The organism is Rhodopseudomonas infernalis, assembly GCF_022271405.1.
In the GTDB taxonomy this organism is placed as follows: domain Bacteria; phylum Pseudomonadota; class Alphaproteobacteria; order Rhizobiales; family Xanthobacteraceae; genus Rhodopseudomonas; species Rhodopseudomonas infernalis.
This window is the reverse complement of sequence record NZ_JAJNAL010000052.1, coordinates 13,341-27,390: the sequence shown is the minus strand read 5'-3', so window position 1 is coordinate 27,390 and position 14,050 is coordinate 13,341. Positions and strand designations below refer to the sequence as shown.

The following is a 14,050-nucleotide window of genomic DNA, read 5'->3' as shown; positions in this document are numbered from 1 at the left end:
TGCTCGCCGCCTTCGGCGAGCCTCGAAGGATGCGGCCGCGCGGACCGGCGCTTGTGGCCATCCTTCGAGGCGCACGCTGCGCGTGCGCGCCTCAGGATGACGCCGTGTGTGTTGGACCCGATCGGATTTAATGATCAGGCTGCAGTGTCGTCGAGCTCGTCGGCCAGCCTCGGCAGCGCTTCGATCACCTCGATGCCGTGCGCCTCGCAGATGGTCTGCAGCGACGGTGGCAGCGCCTCGTCGGTGACGAAGGTCTGGATCTGGCTGAGATGCGCGATGCGGACCGGCGCGCTGCGGCGCAGCTTGGTCGAATCCGCCACCAGCATCACGCTGCGGGCATTGGCGATGATCGCCTGCGCGGCCTGCACCTCGCGATAGTCGAAGTCGAGCAGCGCGCCCTCCTCGTCGATCGCCGAGGCACCGATGATCGCGTAGTCGACCTTGAACTGGCCGATCAGGCTGATCGCGGTCGAGCCGATCACCGCACCGTCGGCGCGCCGCACCGTACCGCCGGCGACGATCACCTCGATGCGCGGATACTTGTACAGCTGCATCGCGACGTTGAGATTGTTGGTGATCACCAGCAGCTCGTGATGCGCCGTCAGCGCGCTCGCGACTTCCTCGGTCGTGGTGCCGATGTTGATGAACAGCGAGCAGCCGTTCGGAATCTGCGCGGCCGCGGCGGCGCCGATCGCCCGCTTCTCTTCCGCGGCAACGAAGCGGCGGGCCTCATAAGCGAGGTTCTCGACTCCCGAGGCGATGATGGCGCCGCCATGGATACGCGTCAGCGAGCGCTGGTCGCAAAGATCGTTGAGATCCTTGCGGATGGTCTGGGCCGACACCTCGAAGCGCCGGGCGAGTTCGTCCACCATCACCCGACCCGAGGCGCGGGCGAGATTCAGAATTTCCGATTGACGTTGGCTCAGGGCAGTCACGCGCAACACCTGGAGAGAATCTAAGCCATGTTGCGGCGGTTCGCCGCCGCCGTCAACGCGCCGCGCCGTAGGAGCTGTGCTCCGTTAGCTGCTAAACCGGCGCATCGAACTGTGCACTGCCCCTCCCCGCGTCATGCCCGGCCTTGTGCCGGGCATCCACGTCTTGCTGACGTCAACTCAGAAAAGGCGTGGATGGCCGGGACAAGCCCGGCCATGACGGAGTGATTGGGGCGTGCGCGACGTTCAGAAGGATCGGTGAAGCGCACAGAAAACCGCGCCCGCCGCTCAGCTACTCCGGCCTCGGCATGTCGAACATCGCGTCGGGGCGGATTTCGAAGTAGTCGCCGCGGCGGCCGGCGCGGACGATCGGGCGAGCCATCGCGGTTTGGTACACGCCGTCCTGGATCAGCCGCTTGTCGATATGCACCGCGACGACTTCGCCGATCGTCAGCCAGGCTTCGGCCTTGGTGCCGTCGGCGCCCTTCAGCTGGATGATCTCGGACAGCCGGCATTCGAACGACACCGGGCTCTCGCCGACGCGCGGCGGCTTCACCTTGGTGCTCGGCAGCTTGGTGAGCTTGCCGAGGTCGAACTCGTCGACCTCCTGCGGCACCGTGGCCGAGGTGGCGTTCATCGCCTGCGCCAGATCCATCGTCACCAAATTCCAGACGAACTCGCCGGTCTCCTGGATGTTGGCGACGGTGTCCTTCCAGGTCGTCGAGGAGAAGCCGATCAGCGGCGGCTTGTAGTTGAAGGCGTTGAAGAAGCTGTACGGCGCCAGATTGACGTGGCCGGCCGCGCTGCACGACGAGATCCAGCCGATCGGCCGCGGCGCGATGATGGCGTTGAACGGGTCGTGCTTGAGGCCGTGGCCGTTTGCCGGCTCGTAGGAATGCAGATCGGTCACGCGCAGATCCTGGGTTGAGAGGTCCCGGTTCAGGAGGCGGCCGCGGCGGATCGGTGGCCGAGGCTGCGGAGGATGAAGTCGATCATCTGGTCGAGCGTGGGACCATCCTTGTTGATGGTCTGCGCGATCATCTGAGGATGGAAGAATCGCATCATCGCCGTGCAGGTGCAACCCGCCGCCACCGCGATGTCCGGCGCGTCGAACTCGCCGCTGGCGGCGCCCTGGCTCATCACCTGGCTGATGGCACCGACGATCTGCTGCATGTGCAGAACGCAGACGTCCCAGTTCTCCTCCATGGCGATCGCCACCATCTCGTGCAGCTTCTCGTCGCCGACATAGCGCTCGCGATTCATCTGGTGCACGGTGGACAGCAGCTTGCGCAGCCGCTCGGCAGCCGGCCCGCTTTCCGCCGCGATACTGGCGGCGACCTGCTCGACCTCGCCCATCAGATGTCGCGCCACGCCCGAATGGATCGCCTTCTTCGAGTCGAAGAAGCGATACACATTCGCCGGGCTCATCTGCAGCACCTTGGCGATGTCGGCCACCGTGGTCTTCTGGTAGCCGATCTGGCGAAACAGACGCTCGGCCACCACGAGAATGCGGTGACGCATGTCGGCTTCGGTATTCTCTGAAATCACGCTCATCAGGGCGCCAATGTCGAATTATTCGGCGGCGTCGGCAAGCGGAAACGCTTGCGTCGCGGGTTCGTCGTGTTGCGGCGCCAAAACCTCGCCGCCGCGCTCGTCGAGGCTGTTGCGGAACCACAGCGCATACAAGCCGGGCAGATAGAACAGCGTCAGGAAGGTCGCGACGAACAGGCCTCCCATGATGGTGATCGCCATCGGCCCCCAGAACGCCGAGCGCGACAGAGGAATCATCGCCAGGATCGCGGCGAGCGCGGTCAGCACCACGGGCCGGGCGCGGCGCACCGTCGCTTCGACGATCGCCTCGCGCCGGCTCGAGCCCTGCGCCACGTCGGTCTCGATCTGATCGACCAGGATCACGGTGTTGCGCATGATCATGCCGGCCAGCGCGATCAGCCCGAGCAGCGCCACGAAGCCGAACGGCGCCCCCGCAACGTTGAGCCCGAGCGAAGCGCCCACGATGCCGAGCGGCGCGGTGAGAAACACCAGCAGCAGCCGCGGGAAGCTCTGCAGCTGGATCATCAGCAGCGTCAGCATCACGATGACCATCACCGGGAAGAGCACGAAGATCGAGGCGTTGCCCTTGGCGGATTCCTCGATCGCGCCGCCGGTCTCGATCCGGTAGGCCGGCTGCAGGCTGTCGCGGATCTCCTTGAGCTGCGGCCAGATCGCATTGGTCACGTCGGGCGCCTGCACGCCATCGGCGACGTCGGCCCGCACCGTGATCGCCATGTCGCGATTGCGCCGCCACAGGATCGGCTCCTCGTGGGCGTACTCGACCTTGGCGACCTGCGACAGCGGCACCGCGACGCCGCCTCGCGACGTGATGGTGAGTTCGCCGATGCGGCCGAGATCGAGCCGCTCGGCCGGCACCGCGCGGGCCACCACGGCGATCTTCTCGACGCCGTCTCGCACCGTCGTCACCGGCGCGCCGGAGATCAGCATCGCCAGCGCCTGCGAGACGTCCTGCGGCGTCAGCCCGAGCGCGCGGGCACGATCCTGATCGACGACGAGCTTGAGATATGGCGACTGCTCGTTCCAGTCGAGATGCGGATCGACGACGTTCGGATTGCGCTTCACCACATCGCGGACCTGATAGGCGATCTCGCGCACCTTCGCAGTATCAGGCCCGATCACCCGGAACTGCACAGGGAAGCCGACCGGCGGGCCGAAATTGAAACGGTCGACACGCACGCGTGCTTCCGAGAGTCGTCCGTCATGCGCCGCCTGTTCGATCCGCGCCTTGATACGCTCGCGAGCGGCCACATCCTTGGCGACGATCACGATCTCGGCGAAGGATTCGGTCGGCAGTTGCGGGTTGAGGCCCATCCAGAACCGCGGCGAGCCCTTGCCGACGTAAGCCGTGTAGGTGGCGATGTCGCCGTCGTCCTTCAGCAGCGTCTCGGCTTCCTTGACGGTCTTCATGGTGACGCCGAACGCGGTGCCTTCCGGCAAACGCAGCTGCAGGAAAAGTTCGGGCCGCTCCGACAGCGGGAAGAACTGCTGCTGCACATGGCCGAAACCGACGATCGACGCAGCGAAGATGCCGACCGTGGCGAGCACCACCGTGCCACGCCAGCGTACGCACCACGCCACGCCGGCGCGCAGCGCCCGATACATCCGGGTGTGATACACGGCGTCCGGATCGTGGCCCTTCTTGCCTGCGAAGTTCGGCAGCAGCTTGACGCCGATGTAGGGCGTGAAGATCACCGCCACGAACCACGACGCGATCAGCGCGATCGCCACGATCCAGAAGATGCCGCCGGCATATTCGCCGACCGACGAATTGGCCAGCCCGATCGGCAGGAAGCCGACCGCGGTGACCAGCGTGCCGGTGAGCATCGGAAACGCCGTGGACTCCCAGGCGAACGCCGCCGCTCTGGCGCGGTCCCAGCCCTGCTCCATCTTCACCACCATCATCTCGACCGCGATGATGGCGTCGTCGACCAGGAGGCCGAGCGCGATGATCAGCGCTCCGAGCGTGATGCGATGCAGGTCGAGCGACATCGCATTCATCACGATGAAGACGATCGCCAGCACCAGCGGCACCGACAGCGCCACCACAATGCCGGTGCGCCAGCCGAGCGCCAGGAACGACACGAACAGCACGATCACCAGCGCCTCGACGAACGACTTCATGAATTCGCCGACGGCGTGTTTCACCACCAGCGGCTGATCGGCGATCTGTTCGATCTCGATGCCCTGCGGCACTTCGCCCATGAACTCAGCGGTCGCGGCTTTGACCTGTTCGCCGAGGTCGAGAATATTGGCGCCCTTGGCGGTGACCACGCCGATGCCGATCGCGGCCTTGCCCTTCTGCCGCACCATGTAATCGGTGGGGTCGACATAGCCGTGCGACACCGTGGCGATGTCGCCGAGCCGGAACACCCGGCCGTTACTTTCGACCGGCGTCTCCGCCACCGCCTTGACGCCGTCGATCGCGCCGGTGACGCGCAGCGGTACGCGCTGCGACGTGGTCTCCACCGTGCCGGCCGGCGTCACCGCGTTCTGCTTGGCGAGCGAGTCGAACAGCGCCTGCGGCGTCAGGCCGAGCGTGGCGAGCTTGGCGTGCGAGAACTCGACATAGATCTTCTCGTCCTGAGTGCCGTAGATATTCACCTTGGTGACGCCCGCGACCTTCAGGAGGCGCTGGCGCAGGCCTTCGGCTGCCTTCTTGAGCTGCGCGTAGTTCGCACCCTCGCCGGTCATCATATAGAGGATGGAGTCGACGTCGCCGTATTCGTCGTTGATGGTCGGGCCGATCAGGTTGCTCGGCAGCTGCGGCGCGACGTCCCACAGCTTCTTGCGCAGCAGATAGAACAGGTGCGGCACTTCGGCGGGCGGCGTCGAATCGCGAAAGGTGACCTGCATGGCGGCGAACGACGCCTTCGAATAGGTCTGCACCTTCTCGAAGTAAGGCAGTTCCTGCAGCTTCTTCTCGATCGGATCGGCGACCTGCGCCTGCATCTCCGCGGCGGTCGCGCCCGGCCATATCACCGACACCACCGCGACCTTCACGGTGAAGGACGGATCCTCGGCGCGGCCGAGCCGCAGATACGAGTAGATGCCGGAGACGCTGAGTGCGCAGATCAGAAACAGGATCAGCGCCGGATGCGACACCGCCCAGGCCGACAGATTGAACCAGCGCATCGCCGCCTCCGCCGTCAGAACGCGAGCGAGGAAACAACCCGGACCTTTTCGGCCGGGTCGAGCTTCTGCACGCCGAGCACTACGACCTTGGCGCCGTCCGCAACGCCGTCGCTGATCACCACGTGTTCGGACTCGTAGGCCTTGACGGTGACCGGCTTCAGCGTCACCTGTCCGGTATCCTCGACCACATAGACCGACGGCGTACCGCCCTGGTTGAACAGCGCCGACAGCGGTAACCGGGCGACCCGGTCGGTCGCGGAGTCGGCCAGCGTCAGCGTAGCCGTCATGCCGAGCGAGATACCGTCGTCGGCGTCGGGCAGCGAAAACTTGGCCAGGTAGGTGCGTGTCGCGGGATCGGCCATCGGGGCGATCTCCCGCAACTTTGCCACATGGTTTTTGCCCGGCTCCGACCACAGGCTGACACGCGCCTCGCCCTGCTTGGCGCGGCCGACCAGCGTCTCCGGAATCGCCACCACGGCTTCCTTCTCGCCGAACCGCGCAATGCGAAACGCCGGCTGCCCGGCCGACACGACCTGCCCGGCATCGATCAGCGCCGACGTGACAACCCCGCGCGTATCCGCATTCAGCGTCGCGTAGGACAATGCATTGCGGGTGAGTTCGACCGAGCGCTCGGCCCTCGCCAAGCGAGCACGCGCTTCGTCCGCGGCCGCGCGCGCTTGATCCATCTGCGCTTCGGTCGACCAGCCCTTGCCGCGCAGCTCCTTGGCGCGATTTTCCGACGCAAATGCCTGCGCCAGCACACCTTTCGCCGCGCTATGCTCGGCCTCCGCCTGCTCGGCCTGCAGCTTCAGATCGGTCTGATCGAGCAGCGCCAGCGGCTGGCCGATATCGATGGTCTGCCCGACTTCAACGAGCCGCTTCGCCACCTTGCCGGCGATGCGGAAGCCGATATCGGTCTCGATCCGCGGCCGGATCGTGCCGACGAAGCTGCGTTCCGGCGCCGCCGCCGCATAGCGCAACGTCTCCACCAGCACCGGCCGCTCTGGCTTCTCCTTCTTGGCCTGCTTGTCGTCGCAGCCCGCCAGCGTGAGCGCGATGGCCGCGAGCGCCAAGCCGATCAGCAAACGAAACAATCCATCAAACATCGGATGAGTCAGCATGACGGAACCCTCAATGACCTGAGGGAACCCTCTTCTGATCACTGACGAATGTCAATATTCGTCAGTGATCATTCTTCGTGACGGGCCGTGCGCTATTCGGTCGCACCCTCATAGGCCCGCTGCAGGGCGTCGCCGTCGAGCTTCACCATCTGCATCATCGCCCGCATGGCTCGTTCTGCGCCGGCGCGATCGGGGCCGGCAAACAGCTTGGGCAGGATCGACGGCACGATCTGCCAGGACAGGCCGTAACGATCGCGCAGCCAGCCACACTGGTTCGGTTCACCGCCCTCGATCAATGCGCCCCACAGCCGGTCGACTTCGGCCTGATCCGCGCAATTGATCATGAATGAGACCGCATGGGTGAAGTTCTGGCGGGCCCCGCCATTGAGCGCCAGGTAGCTTTGGCCCGCGAGCGTGAATTCCACCAGCAGGATCGAGCCCGCAGGTCCGGATGGCGTATCCACCACGCTGCGTTGAACCTGGTCGATCCGGGAGTCCGGCAACAACGACACGTAGAACCGGGCCGCCTCCTCGGCTTCGCTGGCGAACCACAGGCAGGGGGTGATCTTCGACATGGCACAACTCCGCTCAAGGACATCGTGCCAAGGACGGTCCGGCCCGGCCGAACCCGACATCGCAGGCGAAATCGGGATCAGCTCGCCAGCTTGAAGCTGCCTTCGCAATGTCGACGCAGGTCGACCAGCGCCTTTGTCAAATGGGCAGCCTGGACGTTCAGCGCCTCCCCCGAGACGATCGAGGAGCCGATCTCGATCGCCCGTGCGATCTCGGCGATGGTGGCGAAGCCAAGGGTTGCGGCGCCGCCCTTCATCGAGTGCGCCTCGATCGCCAGCAGGTCACGATCGATCGTATCGCCGAACTGCCGGAACAATGCGATCCGCCGCTCGGTTTCGCTGAAGAACAGCGACACCATCTCGGTCACCTGATCGCGGCCGATCTCCTCGGTCAGTTCGGTGAGAACATTGAGGTCGACCGGTGCCGGCGGTGTAAATGCAGAGGGCGGCCCCGCCGCGCCTGTACCGCCGCCTCGCAGGGCGCGGAGCACCGCTGCGACCAACGCCGGCTTTCGCAACGGCTTGGAGAGGAAGTCGGTCATGCCAGCTTCGCGGCACATCTTGATATCGTCCGGGAAGGCATTGGCGGTGAGCGCAATGATCGGCAGCCCTGCGAACTCGCCGCCGCGGTTGCGGATCGCACGGGTCGCCGACAGACCGTCCATCGTCGGCATCCGCACGTCCATCAGGACGACGTCGAACTCTTCGGCTTCCAGCGCCTGCAAAGCCGCGGCGCCGTCGGCGACGACGCGCGTGTCGGCCGCGAATTCGTGCAACATCTTCAACACCACCATTTGATTGGTGGCGTCATCCTCGGCGATCAACACGCGCAGCGGATGGCCTAGCATCGCGATCCGTGTCCGAAGATCGTCGCTGCCGACGCGATCGAGCCGGTAGTCGGAGATCAGCGCATTGCTCCACGCCAGATCCAGGTTGAACCGGAAGGTCGAACCTTCACCTGCCCGCGAGGTGACGTCGATGCCGCCGCCCATCTGCTCGACGATCCGGCGGCTGATTGCGAGCCCCAGGCCGGTGCCCCCGAAGCGACGATTGATCGACAGATCGGCCTGCGCATAGTCGGTAAACAGCGAACCGACACGCTCCGGCGGGATCCCGATGCCGGTGTCGGTGACTTGCCACTCCACCGTCGCATAAGCGTCGTCGCGGCGCACGCAGGTCAGCACGACGCTGACGCTGCCGCGCTCGGTGAACTTGACGGCATTGAAGGCGAGGTTGAGCAGCACCTGACGAATGCGCTGGACGTCGCCGGTGAGCGCTGGCGGCAGCCGCGGATCGATGTCGATCTTCAGCGTCAGCCCCTTGGCCCGGGCATTCGGCTCGACGATCGCGCGCACCGCCTCGACCAACACAACAGGCGAGAAGTTGACCTGTTCGAATTCGATGCGCCCGGCCTCGAGCTTGGATAGATCGAGAATGTCGTTGAGAATGCGCAGCAGGTTATCGCCGGAGTCACGGATCGTTGTGACCGCATGCTGCTGTTCGACATCGAGCTTGGTTTCCAGCAGCGAATTTGCCAAACCGAGCACGCCGTTCATCGGGGTGCGAATCTCGTGGCTCATCATCGCAAGGAAGCTGGACTTGGCGCGATTCTCCGCCTCGGCCTGCTCGGCGCGCCAACGCTCGGTGACATCGCGGCCGACACCGCGATAGCCGGTGAATTGACCATTGTGATCGAACATCGGCCGGGCGGTCAGCGACCAGAGACGCGGCTCGCCTGCGATGGTCACGTGCACCAGCACATCGTGCATGGGCTCGCGCAGCGCCATGGTGGCGGCGATCGCCGGCGCAGAGCGGCCGTCGTCCGTACACAGCATCCCGAGCACGTCGGATAATAGCGCGCCGTGAAGGATGTTCGCGGGCAGATGCGCCACCTCGACAAATCGATCCGGCACATGCACCAACCGGCCGAGCGGATCGGTCTGCCATAGCCAGTCGCTGGCGTTGGCCTGAAAGTCCTTCAGCAGCAGCGAGATGATCTCGGTATTGCGCTTCAGCTCGAACTGCGACCGCAAATTGTTGAAGAACATCTCGCCATGCCACACCAGGTTGCGCGAGACGAAGATCGCATACAGCACAAGAAAAACGGCAGTGATCATATAGCTGGTGCCGCTGCACAGCATCAGCGTGATCGCCGAGCACAGCACCATCGCCCAGGTGTAAGCCAGACCCGCGCGCGGCACAGTGGACAGCGTGAACGCGCCGCCGGACATCATGCCGGTCACGAGACAACCGAGGATCAACTGATCGGTCGGCTCCGCGCCCGGAAACAGAGCGATCGGCATCGCTCCCCAGATCAGCCCGAGGATCAGCGACTGCACGCTCATTCGACGCGTCGCATTCGCCGAAGCTTCACGCGGCGGATCGTGCCGTCTGAGCAACCATGCCCGCAACGCCGTGGCGGCGATCAGCAACAGCGCCCCAAACCACGTCAGCAGAAACAGGTCGCTTCCACCGCGCCAAAACACCGCCACGACCAGAGCCGCATTGATGACGTTGATCGACATCGTCACCGGGACCAGCCGGCTGACGCTGTCGATCTGCGCAGCGCGGATGAGACGCATTTCTCGCTCGTCGACGTCGGCAATCGGAATCAACGTGCCGGCGCCGCGCCCGCCCAACCAGAATTCGAGACGTGCGCTCCAGTCGCTTTGCAACTCCTGCGCCGTCGTCATCACTTGCCGTAGACCCGACATGTCGAAACGCTTTCTGGACCGGCCTCGTCGGCTTTAGATGGTAGTCGGCACCCTACCTCACTTCGCGGGGCCAGCGTAGCAGCACCCTGCAAGGGGCAGGATTGGTACCTTGAGGCCGGCTTGCGCCACCACGATCTGCGTCCCGACCATGCGACCACGATGCTTCCGCGGCGTTAATCTGACCCTGGAAAAACGGACGATGTCGGCGGCAGTTAACAATTGCCGAAACATCGAAGCTAATCCGCATCTCGAACGAAGGGACGGTGGAGTAGAGGTACCCCGGAACCTACTGCAAACTGTCGCAACACGACACGCCTACGCCCAATTCGGACCGGATGTCGCGCCCCACGATTTGTTCCGAGATTTCAATGCGATCACAAATATTCAAGAGCGGAACAAGGAGCCAGGCGGGCGGTTATCAGGGCGAAGCTCACCGAGTCCGGTGATGCTCATGAGGTAAGGAGAACTGCAATGGGTAGCACGATGGACAAGATCAAGGGCGCGACGAACGAGGTGGTTGGCAAGGCCAAGCAGGGCATCGGCGAAGCCACCGGCTCCGAGAAGCTGCAGGGCGAAGGCGCGCTGCAGGAAGCCAAGGGCAAGGGTCAGCAGGCCGTCGGCGATGCCAAGGAAGCGGTGAAGGACACCACCGACAAGGCAGCGGCCGCGGTTCACCGCAACCTCTGATTTCACGATCGTGCCGCGGCGGCTTCAAGCCTCGCGAACAGCGGAGAGGACCGGCTCAGGCCGGTCTTTTTTGCGTTTGGGGGCTAGCGTCGACGAGAAATCGCCGGCGGATTGACGACGTTGATGGGCTCACCGGACGCATAAGCGACGATCTGATCGAAGATATCGCTGAATTGCAGCTCGTATTCGTCGCGCGTCACGTAACCGATATGCGGCGTCGCGACCACATTGGGGAGCGTCAGCAGCGGATCCTGGGGATCGCGCAGCGGCTCGGTGTCGAACACGTCGATGGCGGCCATTCCCGGGCGGCCAGAGCGCAGTGCGTCGGCCAAGGCTCCGCTCTCGATCAGTCCGGCGCGGCTGGTGTTGACCAGCAGCGCGGACGGCTTCATCCGTGCCAGATCGTCACGTGTCACGATTCCGCGTGTCGCATCGACCAGCCGCATGTGCAGTGACAGAACGTCGCTTTGCGCGAACAGCTCCTCACGGCTGCCGGCGATCTGATAACCGTCGGCACGGGCCTGCGCCAGATTGGGCTCGCGCGCCCACACCAGCACCGACATGCCGAAGGCGCGACCATAGCCAGCGACGACGCTGCCGATGCGGCCGTAGCCGTAGATGCCGAGCGTCTTATCACGCAGCGTATGGCCAACACCGATCTGCCAAGTGCCGGCTTGCAGCGCCGCCATCTGCTGCGGAATCTGCCGCATCGCCGCCAGCACCAATCCCCACGTCAGCTCGGCCGCCGCGTAGGACGGTGTATCGGCATGCATGTTGGACGACACGATGATGCCAAGCCGCGTACAGGCGTCGATGTCGATATGCGGATAGACGCTGCGCTGGCTGATCAGCTTCAGATTCGGCAATTTCTCCAGCAGCGGCGCGCGGAGCTGCGTGCGCTCGCGGATCAGCACCAGCGCTTCGACATCCTTGAGGCGCTCGGCCAGCGCATCGGTGTCCTGGAGGTGATCATTGTGGATGGCGACGTCGTGACCGGCGAGCTTTGAAAAACACGGCAACGTGCGCAGCGTGTCGAAGTAATCGTCGAGGATCGCAATCTTCACGCGGCGTTTTCCTTCCACACAGTGTCCGGCGTCATTGCGAGGAGCGAAGCGACGAAGCAATCCAGAGTCCGATGCCCGGCGCTACTGGATTGCTTCGCTTCGCTCGCAATGACGAACCTCAATACCCCAGCGCGCAGCCGTCCTTGCGGGGGTCGGAGCCGCCGGTCAGCGTGCCCTTGTCCCAGTCGATCCAGATCCCCTGGCCGCCGCCATGCGGCGTCCCGACCGACGCGACGCTGTGGCCCAGCGCCTTGAGGCCCTCGACGGTCGCGGCTGGTACGCCGTCTTCGAGCTGATAGATGCCCTCGTAGTGCAGGCCACGCGGCAGATCGATCGCCTCCTGCATGTCCATGCCGTAGTCGAGCACGTTGGTCAGCACGTGGACCTGGCCGACCGGCTGATACTGGCCGCCCATCACGCCGAACGACATCCGCGCTCTGCCGCCTTCGGTGGCGAGGCTCGGAATGATGGTGTGCAGCGGGCGCTTCTTCGGCGCGATGCAGTTCGGATGGCCCGGCTGCACGCGGAAGCCGGCGCCGCGGTTCTGCAGCAGAACGCCGGTCTTCTCCGAGACGATCGCCGAGCCGAACGAATGCGCCACCGAATTGATGAACGAGCAGACGTTGCGATCCTCGTCGACCACCGAGATGTACACGGTCGACGGGTTCATCGGCGGCGCGATGTGCGGCAGATCGAGCAGCTTGTCGAGCGCGATCTTGCTGCAGTGCTCCTCGCCGAACTCGCGCGCCAGGATGCGGATGACGTCGACGTCGACATGCGCCGGGTCGCCGATATGCTCCTCGCGCATCATGTAGGCAATGCGGGTCGCTTCCGCCTCGAGATGGAAGCGCTCGACGCTGAGCGGGCCGAATTTGGTGAGGTCGAACCGGCTGAGAATGTTCAGCATCACCAGCATGGTGATGCCCGGGCCGTTCGGCGGGCACTGCCAGACGTCGAAGCCCTTGTAGATGGTGCCGAGCGGCGCGGTCGTCTCGGTGCTGTGTTCGGCAAAATCCTCGAGGGTGTGCAGGCCGCCGAGCTTGCGCAGAGTTTCGACCATGTCCTCGGCGACCGCGCCCTTGTAGAAAGCGTCCGGGCCGTTGTCGGCGATCAGCTTCAACGTCGCCGCCAGTTCCGGCTGCTTGATGACGTCGCCGGTGACGGCGGCCTGGCCGTGGGGCAGCAGATAGCGCTCGGTGTTGGTGCCCTTCTTCAACTTCTGGAAGCCGTTCTTCCAATCGAAGGCGACGCGCGGCGCCACGACGTAGCCCTCGGCGGCCGCCTTGATGGCGGGCTGCAGCAACTTGTCGAACCCGAAGCGGCCATGGTCACGCAAAATCGTCGCCCAGGCGTCGATCGCGCCGGGAACCGTGACCGAATGCGGGCTGGTCAGCGGGATCGCATCGATGCCGTGCTCCAGAAACCACTCCGCCTTGGCGGCGGCCGGCGCGCGGCCCGAGCCGTTATAGGCGACGATCTTGCCGGTGCCCTTGGGCTGATACAGCGCGAAGCAATCGCCGCCGATGCCGGTCGATTGCGGCTCGATCACTGCCAGCAGCGCCGAGGCGGCGATCGCCGCGTCAGCGGCCGTGCCGCCGGCCTGCAGAACCTCGATCGCGGCGAGCGCCGCCTGCGGGTGCGAGGTCGCCACCATGGCGTTGCGGGCATGCACCGTGGACCGACCGGCGAAGTGAAAATTCCTCATGCGAACAGGCTCTTTGGTTCACCGCGCCGCGCTTCGGCGCCGGCCTAATTGACATACTCAGGGCGGCCTGAGCAATCCTCGGCACGCAACCTGCGGCGCCGGCGCGAAATGCTGCGCCGCCGCGGGTTTCGCGGCGGACGACCGGCTGCTACATCAGCGCGGCGTCCGATCAGGGCGCGTGTGCCGACCACCGGCACGTCCTGCAGTTGTGGAGCGATGCGATGACCGATCAGCAATTCCTCGCCGACCGGATCGAGGCACTCGAAGTCCGCCTGACCTATCAGGACGAGGCGATCGAGACGCTCAACCAGACCGTGACGACGCAGTGGAAGCAGATCGACGCACTGACGCGGCAGATCGCGGCATTGTCCGAGCGGCTCGAGCAGGCCGAGACCACCGTCGCCCCGAGCAACGAACGCCCGCCGCATTATTGAGGCGGGGCTGTCGTCGGGCACGGCCTCTCGGCCGTCATTCCGGGGCGCTCGCGCAGCGAGCGAGCCCGGAATCTCTGGTGCGCTACAACTTCGGGATTCCGGGTTCACGCGCTTCGC

11 protein-coding genes are annotated in these 14,050 nt (G+C 65.0%); 2 read left to right on the top strand and 9 right to left on the bottom strand.

The annotated features are described in order from the left end of the window. Window positions 1–134: 134 nt before the first annotated feature. From LPW26_RS23180 to LPW26_RS23150, 7 genes are all read right to left on the bottom strand, one after another. Entirely contained in the window at window positions 135–935 is an 801-nt protein-coding gene (locus LPW26_RS23180; RefSeq protein WP_238738079.1) for a DeoR/GlpR family DNA-binding transcription regulator, read from the bottom strand. 289 nt (window positions 936–1,224) lie between these two features. After that, window positions 1,225–1,842: a flavin reductase family protein gene (locus tag LPW26_RS23175; protein ID WP_238738078.1), complete on the bottom strand. Its 618-nt coding sequence runs from the start codon at window positions 1,840–1,842 to the stop codon at window positions 1,225–1,227. Window positions 1,843–1,871: 29 nt separating this feature from the next. Continuing rightward, window positions 1,872–2,486, bottom strand: a complete 615-nt coding sequence (locus tag LPW26_RS23170) for a TetR family transcriptional regulator (protein WP_238738077.1) — start codon at window positions 2,484–2,486, stop codon at window positions 1,872–1,874. 18 nt (window positions 2,487–2,504) lie between these two features. Continuing rightward, entirely contained in the window at window positions 2,505–5,636 is a 3,132-nt protein-coding gene (locus LPW26_RS23165; protein ID WP_238738076.1) for an efflux RND transporter permease subunit, read from the bottom strand. Window positions 5,637–5,650: 14 nt separating this feature from the next. Then, window positions 5,651–6,757, bottom strand: a complete 1,107-nt coding sequence (locus tag LPW26_RS23160) for an efflux RND transporter periplasmic adaptor subunit (RefSeq protein WP_238738075.1) — start codon at window positions 6,755–6,757, stop codon at window positions 5,651–5,653. Between the two features lie 92 nt (window positions 6,758–6,849). After that, window positions 6,850–7,332 carry a VOC family protein gene (locus tag LPW26_RS23155; protein ID WP_238738074.1) on the bottom strand — a complete coding sequence of 161 codons (483 nt, stop codon included), beginning with the start codon at window positions 7,330–7,332 and terminating at the stop codon, window positions 6,850–6,852. Window positions 7,333–7,409: 77 nt separating this feature from the next. Then, complete coding sequence (locus tag LPW26_RS23150) at window positions 7,410–10,043, bottom strand: PAS domain-containing hybrid sensor histidine kinase/response regulator (RefSeq protein WP_238738073.1); 2,634 nt, start codon at window positions 10,041–10,043, stop codon at window positions 7,410–7,412. A gap of 471 nt (window positions 10,044–10,514) precedes the next feature. Here LPW26_RS23150 and LPW26_RS23145 point away from each other — a divergent pair, with 471 nt between their 5' ends. After that, window positions 10,515–10,730 carry a CsbD family protein gene (locus LPW26_RS23145; protein ID WP_238738072.1) on the top strand — a complete coding sequence of 72 codons (216 nt, stop codon included), beginning with the start codon at window positions 10,515–10,517 and terminating at the stop codon, window positions 10,728–10,730. Between the two features lie 83 nt (window positions 10,731–10,813). Here LPW26_RS23145 and LPW26_RS23140 read toward each other — a convergent pair whose 3' ends face one another. Then, window positions 10,814–11,794 (bottom strand): D-2-hydroxyacid dehydrogenase family protein, encoded by a 981-nt coding sequence (locus tag LPW26_RS23140; RefSeq protein WP_238738071.1) that lies wholly within the window; start codon window positions 11,792–11,794, stop codon window positions 10,814–10,816. Window positions 11,795–11,912: 118 nt separating this feature from the next. After that, a complete protein-coding gene (gene ggt / locus LPW26_RS23135) occupies window positions 11,913–13,499 on the bottom strand; it encodes a gamma-glutamyltransferase (protein WP_238738070.1) in 1,587 nt (528 codons plus the stop codon). A gap of 221 nt (window positions 13,500–13,720) precedes the next feature. On the opposite strand from ggt, the gene LPW26_RS23130 reads away from it, so the two are divergent. After that, a complete protein-coding gene (locus LPW26_RS23130; protein WP_238738069.1) occupies window positions 13,721–13,933 on the top strand; it encodes a SlyX family protein in 213 nt (70 codons plus the stop codon). The last annotated feature ends 117 nt before the right edge of the window (window positions 13,934–14,050 follow it).

What these genes read in the sequence shown, in the direction of transcription:
- LPW26_RS23165 (WP_238738076.1), bottom strand. Translation starts at nt 5,636, where the DNA reads ATGCGCTGGTTCAATCTGTCGGCCTGGGCGGTGTCGCATCCGGCGCTG.
- LPW26_RS23130 (WP_238738069.1), top strand. Translation starts at nt 13,721, where the DNA reads ATGACCGATCAGCAATTCCTCGCCGACCGGATCGAGGCACTCGAAGTC.
- LPW26_RS23145 (WP_238738072.1), top strand. Translation starts at nt 10,515, where the DNA reads ATGGGTAGCACGATGGACAAGATCAAGGGCGCGACGAACGAGGTGGTT.
- LPW26_RS23155 (WP_238738074.1), bottom strand. Translation starts at nt 7,332, where the DNA reads ATGTCGAAGATCACCCCCTGCCTGTGGTTCGCCAGCGAAGCCGAGGAG.
- LPW26_RS23150 (WP_238738073.1), bottom strand. Translation starts at nt 10,043, where the DNA reads ATGTCGGGTCTACGGCAAGTGATGACGACGGCGCAGGAGTTGCAAAGC.
- LPW26_RS23160 (WP_238738075.1), bottom strand. Translation starts at nt 6,757, where the DNA reads ATGCTGACTCATCCGATGTTTGATGGATTGTTTCGTTTGCTGATCGGC.
- ggt (WP_238738070.1), bottom strand. Translation starts at nt 13,499, where the DNA reads ATGAGGAATTTTCACTTCGCCGGTCGGTCCACGGTGCATGCCCGCAAC.
- LPW26_RS23170 (WP_238738077.1), bottom strand. Translation starts at nt 2,486, where the DNA reads ATGAGCGTGATTTCAGAGAATACCGAAGCCGACATGCGTCACCGCATT.